Below are 6,924 nucleotides of genomic sequence, written 5' to 3'. Positions count from 1 at the left end.
TGTGGGAGAGAGTTTTTTCAATTTTGTGCAACTGCTACATAATACCGCTTATTAGCAACCATTTCTATGATTTCAATAAACTGCCTTTAGAGGCTTTCAAATATTGTAGCATCGACCAAATAGTGAGTACCGCCGCAATATAAAGTAGGATAAACGCAAGAACTTCCATTGTGAAACTCTGACGCCACAATAAACCGCCCAGTGCAAACATTTGTGCAGTCGTTTTAACCTTACCCCAAATAGAAACCGCTACACTGGCTCGCTCACCAATTTCAGCCATCCATTCACGCAATGCAGAAATAATAATTTCACGAGAAATCATCACTATGGCAGGAATGGTAATCCACCAAGTATGGTAATGTTCAACAACACAAACTAATGCAGCTGCAACTAATACCTTATCAGCCACTGGGTCTAAAAATGCTCCTAAACGTGTAGTTTGATTCCATTTACGAGCTAAATAGCCATCAAACCAGTCTGTTACACACGCAATAAAAAAAATAAAGGTCGTGATTTCTGCTGAATACGAAATAGGAAGATAAAAAGAAATAATAAAAAGTGGAATGAGTACAACTCGGAAAATTGTTAAATAGGTTGGGATATTAAGTTTCATTATTCTTATTTAGGCTGATGGGAATGTGTGCATTCTAGTAGATTGATTAAAAATAAGAAAGTACAAGTGGTTATTTTTCTTTATTTTTTATCAAGCTCCTTGCCGTAAAACTCCGTCCTTCAGGACGGAGATATAAGGCACAAACAGCGTAGCCGTTTCAAAGCTAACTAATTGGGCATTTGTTGTTCAATGTATTAGCGAATAATCGAAATTGGTACACCACCGCAATTGCCAGCAAAATAAGATGGCGACCAAAGCTGATTACCCCAAAGTTTTTTGCGGATGTTTGGGTTGTACAATGTCAAGAATAGATTCCTTTTTGTAGCTTAATCCAGTTATAGTAACCGTACAATGAGTTTAATAAGTAAGCTGAGTACATAATGTACATAGAAGGATTTTCTGCCCAAAGGACGATAGAAAGAATGTTTAGCACAATCCAAAGTAGCCATTGTTCACGATAACGTAATAACATTAAACCTTGTGCTGCGACAACAATAATAGTGGTTAAGCCATCTAAACCTGTTGAGCTACCTCCAGCTGCATTCAATGCTTGCACAAAAAGTAGTGTGCCGATTGTAATAAAGGCGGCTAATGCGATCCACCCTTTTAAGCTCAAGGCTTTTACAATAACAGCTTCACTATTTCCCGATTTCTGCATATTTTCTTTCCATAGGAAATACCCTATAAATTGAGCAGGAATATAAACATATAGTGTTGTATTCATTTCACCAAGAAAATTTTGCCCTAAAGAAACGTAAAAATAGCTATAGGCAAAAATTAAACCAAATAGGTAATTACTTATTTTTCCTTTAGTAACAAAGACATTACAAATAATCCCTGATATACCAGCAACCATTCCCAAGACAGAATCAGGAGTATGAATATAAACTCCAACCTGTGCAGCAATAAAAAGGAAAAGCCAAATTACTTCAAAGGGCTTCCAATCACTAAATAAATCAGTTTTAAGTTGTTGAATAAATTCATTACCTTTCATTTTTTTCTCCTATAGTTTAATAAAACAGAGGATTGTGTTCCCACAATCCTCTCTTACTTATAAATTATTTAAACGTACATCGATCAATAGTTGTTCTTCTGCTTTTGCATTAGCCTTAGCTTGTTCATAGGCACTTTTAGCAGCGTCTTTATCACCTTTTGCTACTAAAATATCGCCAGTTAAAATTTGTTTGCGTAGCTCCCACGCTTTATCTTTCACATTACTTAGTACGGATAATGCATCATCGAAGTTTTTAAGTTGATATTCCACATTAGCCAAGCGGAAACGAATAACATTATGTAATGTGGCATCATCTGTGCTTGTAAGTGCTTGCTCTAATAGTTTTTTTACTGCATTAAAATCGCCTTTTTCAGCAAGCTGTTTTGCTTGTTCTAATTGAGCAAAAGTAACGTAAGAACCTTTATTTTCAGTAATAAACTTCTCTATAAGCGGTGCGTTTTTACTTGGATCTTGCAAATAGCTTTCCATTACTTGTTGATAAGTTGCTGATGTACTTTGAGCTACTTCAACTTGATGTTTTTTCCAATAATTCCAACCAAATGTTGCACCTGAAACTAAACAGATAGCCAATAAAATTGGTGTACCATTTTGTTTAAACCAGTTCTTTGCCTCATTAAATTGTTGTTCTTCTGTACTATTAAGATATTCGCTCATTTGTTATTCCCTATATTGAAATGTTATGCAAAACGCTTAGTTAATTCTGCAATCACATCAGTTTGTGAAATCGTGATCTGCTCTGTTTCACCGAAAAGATCTTTTACCACAACACTATTATTCTCGACTTCGCTTTCGCCTAATACTAGTGCAATTTTCGCCCCTGATTTATCTGCTCGTTTAAATTGTTTTTTGAAATTACCACCACTCGCGTGTTGCATAATGCGTAATTGTGGTAATGCAGAACGTAATGTTTCTGCCAAGTTAAAGGCTGCTGCCGTTGTGCCTGTACCTTGATAAACAACGTAAACATCAACAGGACGAGCAAGTTGAATATTTGGATTAACTTCTTGAACTAATAATACCAAGCGTTCTAATCCCATTGCAAAACCAACACCTTCTGTGGAATGTCCACCGAGTTGAGCCACTAAGCCATCATAACGTCCACCACCACATACTGTGCCTTGTGCACCTAGTGCTGTGGTTACCCATTCAAAGACGGTTTTATTGTAGTAGTCTAAACCACGAACTAGTTTTTGGTTTACTTCATAACGAATTCCCATTGCATCTAAAATTGAGCAAAGCGTTTCAAAGTGATTTTTTGATTCTTCATCTAAGAAATCGTGTAGTTTAGGTGCGTTATTCAGTACTTCTTGGATTGCTTGATTTTTTGTATCTAAAATTCGCATTGGATTAGTATGCAAGCGGCGTTTACAATCTTCGTCAAGAATATCCAAATGGTTTTGTAAGAATGCGACTAAGGCTTCACGATATTTTGTACGAACTTCTAAACCACCGATAGAATTTAGTTGCAAGCTAACGTGCTGATCGATACCTAATTTTTTCCATAAACGAGCAGTTAAGAGAATAAGTTCTGCATCGGCTTCGGCATTCGGAATACCAAAAATTTCTACACCCGCTTGGTGAAATTGGCGATATCGTCCTTTTTGTGGACGTTCATAGCGAAACATTGGCCCGATATACCACAAGCGTTGTTCTTGGTTATAGATCCAACCGTGTTCAATCGCTGCACGCACACAACCTGCAGTACCTTCTGGGCGTAATGTTAAGCTTTCTTCATCACGCACAAAGGTAAACATCTCTTTTTCAACGATATCTGTTGCTTCACCCACACCACGTTCAAAAAGTGCGGTTGATTCAATGATTGGGCTACGCATTTCGCTGTACCCATAGCTTGCTAAAGTCTCTTTAATTTGCTCTTCAACCCACTGCCATAAAGGTGTTTCGGTTGGCGAGCAATCATTCATTCCACGAATTGCTTGAATTGTTTTTGCCACGTTATTTTCCTATTTTTATTATTTGCAAAATATTTAATGTTTCTTACCGCTTGTTAAATAGCGGCTGTTAGTTTACTTGATTTATGCAAGGGGTATGAGTATATAAAGTTTGAATATTTGAAAGTGTAACATCTGAAATATTCATTAAGGCTTCTTCCGTTAAGAACGCTTGATGCCCTGTCAGCAAGACATTATGACAAGATGAAATACGGCGGAAAACATCATCAAGAATAACATCATTCGATTTATCTTCAAAAAAGAGTTCTCTTTCATTTTCATACACGTCCATACCTAAAGCACCAATTTTACGCTGTTTTAAGGCTTCAATTGCGTCTGTTGTATTGATTAACGAGCCACGACTAGTATTGATGATCATTACCCCTTCTTTCATTTTATCAAAGCTCTCTTTGTTCAAAAGATGGTAGTTTTCTAGAGTAGCTGGGCAATGTAATGTGATTACATCAGATCTTGCATAAAGCTCATCTAGCTCAACGTAAGTTGCACCAATTTCTTCAGCGATAGGATTTTTAAATGGATCAAATGCCAAAATCTGCATTCCAAACCCTTTTAAAATTCGCATTGTGGCGATACCGATTTTCCCTGTCCCTATTACACCAACGGTTCGTCCGTGCATATTAAAACCGATTAGTCCTTCAAGAGAAAAGTTAGCATCACGCGTCCGCTGATACGCTCGATGAATACGGCGGTTTAAGGTCATCATTAACCCAACAGTATGTTCCGCCACTGCTTCAGGTGAATAGGCGGGTACTCTTACAACCTGTAAACCTAATTCCTTCGCAGCTTCTAAATCAACGTTATTAAACCCTGCACAGCGTAGAGCAATCATTTTAGTGCCTTGCTCAGCTAATTTGGTTAAAACAGAGCAGCTACCATCATCATTCACAAAAATACATACAGCTTCACAGCCTTCCGCCATCTTAACCGTCTGCTCATTGAGCATAAAATCAAAAAATTCCAGCTCAAAACCATATTGTTGGTTTGCCTGTTCTAGATATTTACGATCATAGCTTTTGGTACTAAAAACAGCGACTTTCATTTTGCTTCCTTAAAATATTGCTTAAATTTGATTTATTTCAATACGATTATGCTGTTCAGCAACTCTTGCACGAATTTTGGCTTCGAGTTGATCAATCAATTTCTCATTATCGAAACGCTCTTTCTGACGAACACCATCAAGATAATATCCACTCATTTTATTACTGCCCGTAACGCCTAAGTCAGACACTAATGCTTCACCAGGGCCATTTACTACACAACCGATAATGGATACGTCCATCGGAGTAATAATATCTTCTAAACGTTGTTCTAGGGCATTAACTGTGCCGATTACATCAAACTCTTGGCGAGAGCAAGTCGGGCAGGCAATAAAGTTAATACCACGAGAGCGAATACGCAATGATTTGAGAATATCAAAGCCAACTTTAATTTCTTCTACGGGATCGGCCGCAAGTGAAACACGCAATGTATCTCCAATACCTTCGGATAATAATAATCCTAAGCCAATAGCTGATTTTACCGCACCTGCTCTTGCACCACCTGCTTCTGTAATACCCAAGTGGATTGGCTGTTTAATCGCTTTTGCTAATAAGCGGTAAGATTCCACTGCTAAAAAGACATCGGAGGCTTTTACGCTGACTTTAAATTGTTCAAAGTTCAGGCGATCTAAAATTTCAACGTGGCGAAGTGCCGATTCCAACAGTGCTTCGGGTGTCGGCTCGCCAAATTTTTCCTGAATATCTTTTTCAAGAGAGCCCGCATTTACCCCAATACGAATAGGGATATTTTTATCTCTAGCACAATCTACAACCGCACGAATACGTTCTTCTTTACCGATATTACCTGGATTGATACGTAAACAATCTACGCCATATTCCGCAACTTTAAGTGCAATACGATAATCAAAATGGATATCCGCAACTAATGGTACATTTACTTGTTGTTTAATCAATTTAAAGGCTTCTGCAGCGTCCATTGTCGGTACAGAAACCCGTACAATATCCGCACCGACACGCTCTAAGGCCTTAATTTGTGCCACTGTTGCTTCTACATCTGTTGTACGAGTATTGGTCATTGATTGTACAGCTATCGGTGCATCGCCCCCCACAGGCACATTCCCGACATAAATTTTTGTCGATTGACGACGTTTAATAGGTGGTTCTTTTAACATTTTTAATTCGCTAAAGGTAATTTAAAACGAGCAACACGCCCATCAACTTTCAGTGGTACTTCTTGCCCTTTGTAATAGATTTTTACATTAGCAGGGGCTCCAACGGTTAAACTATATTGTTCGTTACCGTTAAATGTTAGTACTTCACCACTATTATATAATTTCTCGGCTAAACGCTTGCGTTTGCCATCACGCACAGTAATCCAACTTTGAGCATTGGTAATTTCAATGCGTAATTCATCATTGCTTATTGACTGTGGTTGTTCTACTAGAGTTTCTTCCGTTTTTACTGGTTCTACCACAGCAACTTGTTCAGATGTATTTTGTTGCAAAATATTAACTGGTACTTGCGTATTCTCTGCTGATGCATTCATTTCGCTAGAACTTACCGCTTGTGGTGTTTCAGCTGTTGTTGCTTTTATTTCTGTTGATGTTACTTCAGCAGGCTGGATAGTAACGCTATTTGAAGATGGTTCTGATTGTGTTTCAACCATTGGTGTTACTGTTGCAACAGGAGATATTTCAGTAACTGGAGCTACTGGCGTTACAGGAATATTGTTGCTAACAAGCTGATCGCTACTTATTTTCTCTTTCTGGTGTTCTTGCCACCACCAAGCCAGTGTCATTCCTGCAGCACAAAGTAAAACTAGCCACGTTAATGTTTTTACCCAACGTGTTTGAGATTTTTGATTATTCACTGGGATATTCGATGTAGAGCGTTTTATTTCATTTGGAATCGTAACTTCCCCGTAATTGACTGTGCCAACCAATTCTTCTGGTAAACGTAAAAAACGGACATAATTACGAACATAACCACGTACAAATGCTGGTGGCACATTTTGTAGAATGAAAATATCATTTTCTAGCGACTCAATATGATTTTTTTTCAAATTCGTTTTGACCGCAATATCTTCAATAGAAAGGTCTAATGCTTCCCTTGCATTTTTAAGTTTTTGCCCTAAAGAGAGCATTTCGGTCGTTTCAGTCATTGTTACATACTCGTATTGTTGCTTATTTAAAATAAAAAAATTAGTCGGAAGTTTAAAGAGATATAACTCTTTTTGCAATCTTCATAATGTAAGAAGCGTAAATTTCACTGTGATATTTAATAGATAAGCGGTCTGATTGTGGTAAGAATTTACAAAAAAATCTGACA

General features: G+C 37.6%; 7 protein-coding genes and 1 pseudogene. All 8 read right to left on the bottom strand.

From position 1 onward, the window contains the following. Positions 1-64: 64 nt before the first annotated feature. The gene (pgsA, locus tag ACWIW0_RS04730) at positions 65-613 is read right to left on the bottom strand and encodes a CDP-diacylglycerol--glycerol-3-phosphate 3-phosphatidyltransferase (RefSeq protein WP_454452409.1); all 549 of its coding nucleotides are present in this window, start codon (positions 611-613) and stop codon (positions 65-67) included. 194 nt (positions 614-807) lie between these two features. Next, a pseudogene (locus ACWIW0_RS04725) lies at positions 808-903 on the bottom strand (transposase); the annotation flags it as partial. Between the two features lie 11 nt (positions 904-914). Continuing rightward, a complete protein-coding gene (gene pnuC / locus ACWIW0_RS04720) occupies positions 915-1,607 on the bottom strand; it encodes a nicotinamide riboside transporter PnuC (RefSeq protein WP_454452408.1) in 693 nt (230 codons plus the stop codon). Between the two features lie 57 nt (positions 1,608-1,664). Continuing rightward, the gene (locus ACWIW0_RS04715) at positions 1,665-2,282 is read right to left on the bottom strand and encodes a YfgM family protein (RefSeq protein ID WP_454452407.1); all 618 of its coding nucleotides are present in this window, start codon (positions 2,280-2,282) and stop codon (positions 1,665-1,667) included. A gap of 23 nt (positions 2,283-2,305) precedes the next feature. Beyond that, the gene (hisS, locus tag ACWIW0_RS04710; RefSeq protein ID WP_454452406.1) at positions 2,306-3,580 is read right to left on the bottom strand and encodes a histidine--tRNA ligase; all 1,275 of its coding nucleotides are present in this window, start codon (positions 3,578-3,580) and stop codon (positions 2,306-2,308) included. A gap of 67 nt (positions 3,581-3,647) precedes the next feature. Next, the gene (locus ACWIW0_RS04705; RefSeq protein ID WP_454452405.1) at positions 3,648-4,637 is read right to left on the bottom strand and encodes a 2-hydroxyacid dehydrogenase; all 990 of its coding nucleotides are present in this window, start codon (positions 4,635-4,637) and stop codon (positions 3,648-3,650) included. Positions 4,638-4,658: 21 nt separating this feature from the next. After that, positions 4,659-5,768: a flavodoxin-dependent (E)-4-hydroxy-3-methylbut-2-enyl-diphosphate synthase gene (ispG, locus tag ACWIW0_RS04700; RefSeq protein ID WP_454446440.1), complete on the bottom strand. Its 1,110-nt coding sequence runs from the start codon at positions 5,766-5,768 to the stop codon at positions 4,659-4,661. Between the two features lie 2 nt (positions 5,769-5,770). After that, on the bottom strand, positions 5,771-6,757 hold the full coding sequence (locus ACWIW0_RS04695; protein ID WP_454452404.1) for a RodZ domain-containing protein: 987 nt from the start codon (positions 6,755-6,757) through the stop codon (positions 5,771-5,773). Positions 6,758-6,924: the final 167 nt, after the last annotated feature.

The organism is Ursidibacter sp. B-7004-1 (assembly GCF_053654055.1).
This window is presented reverse-complemented; position numbering and strand designations above follow the sequence as displayed.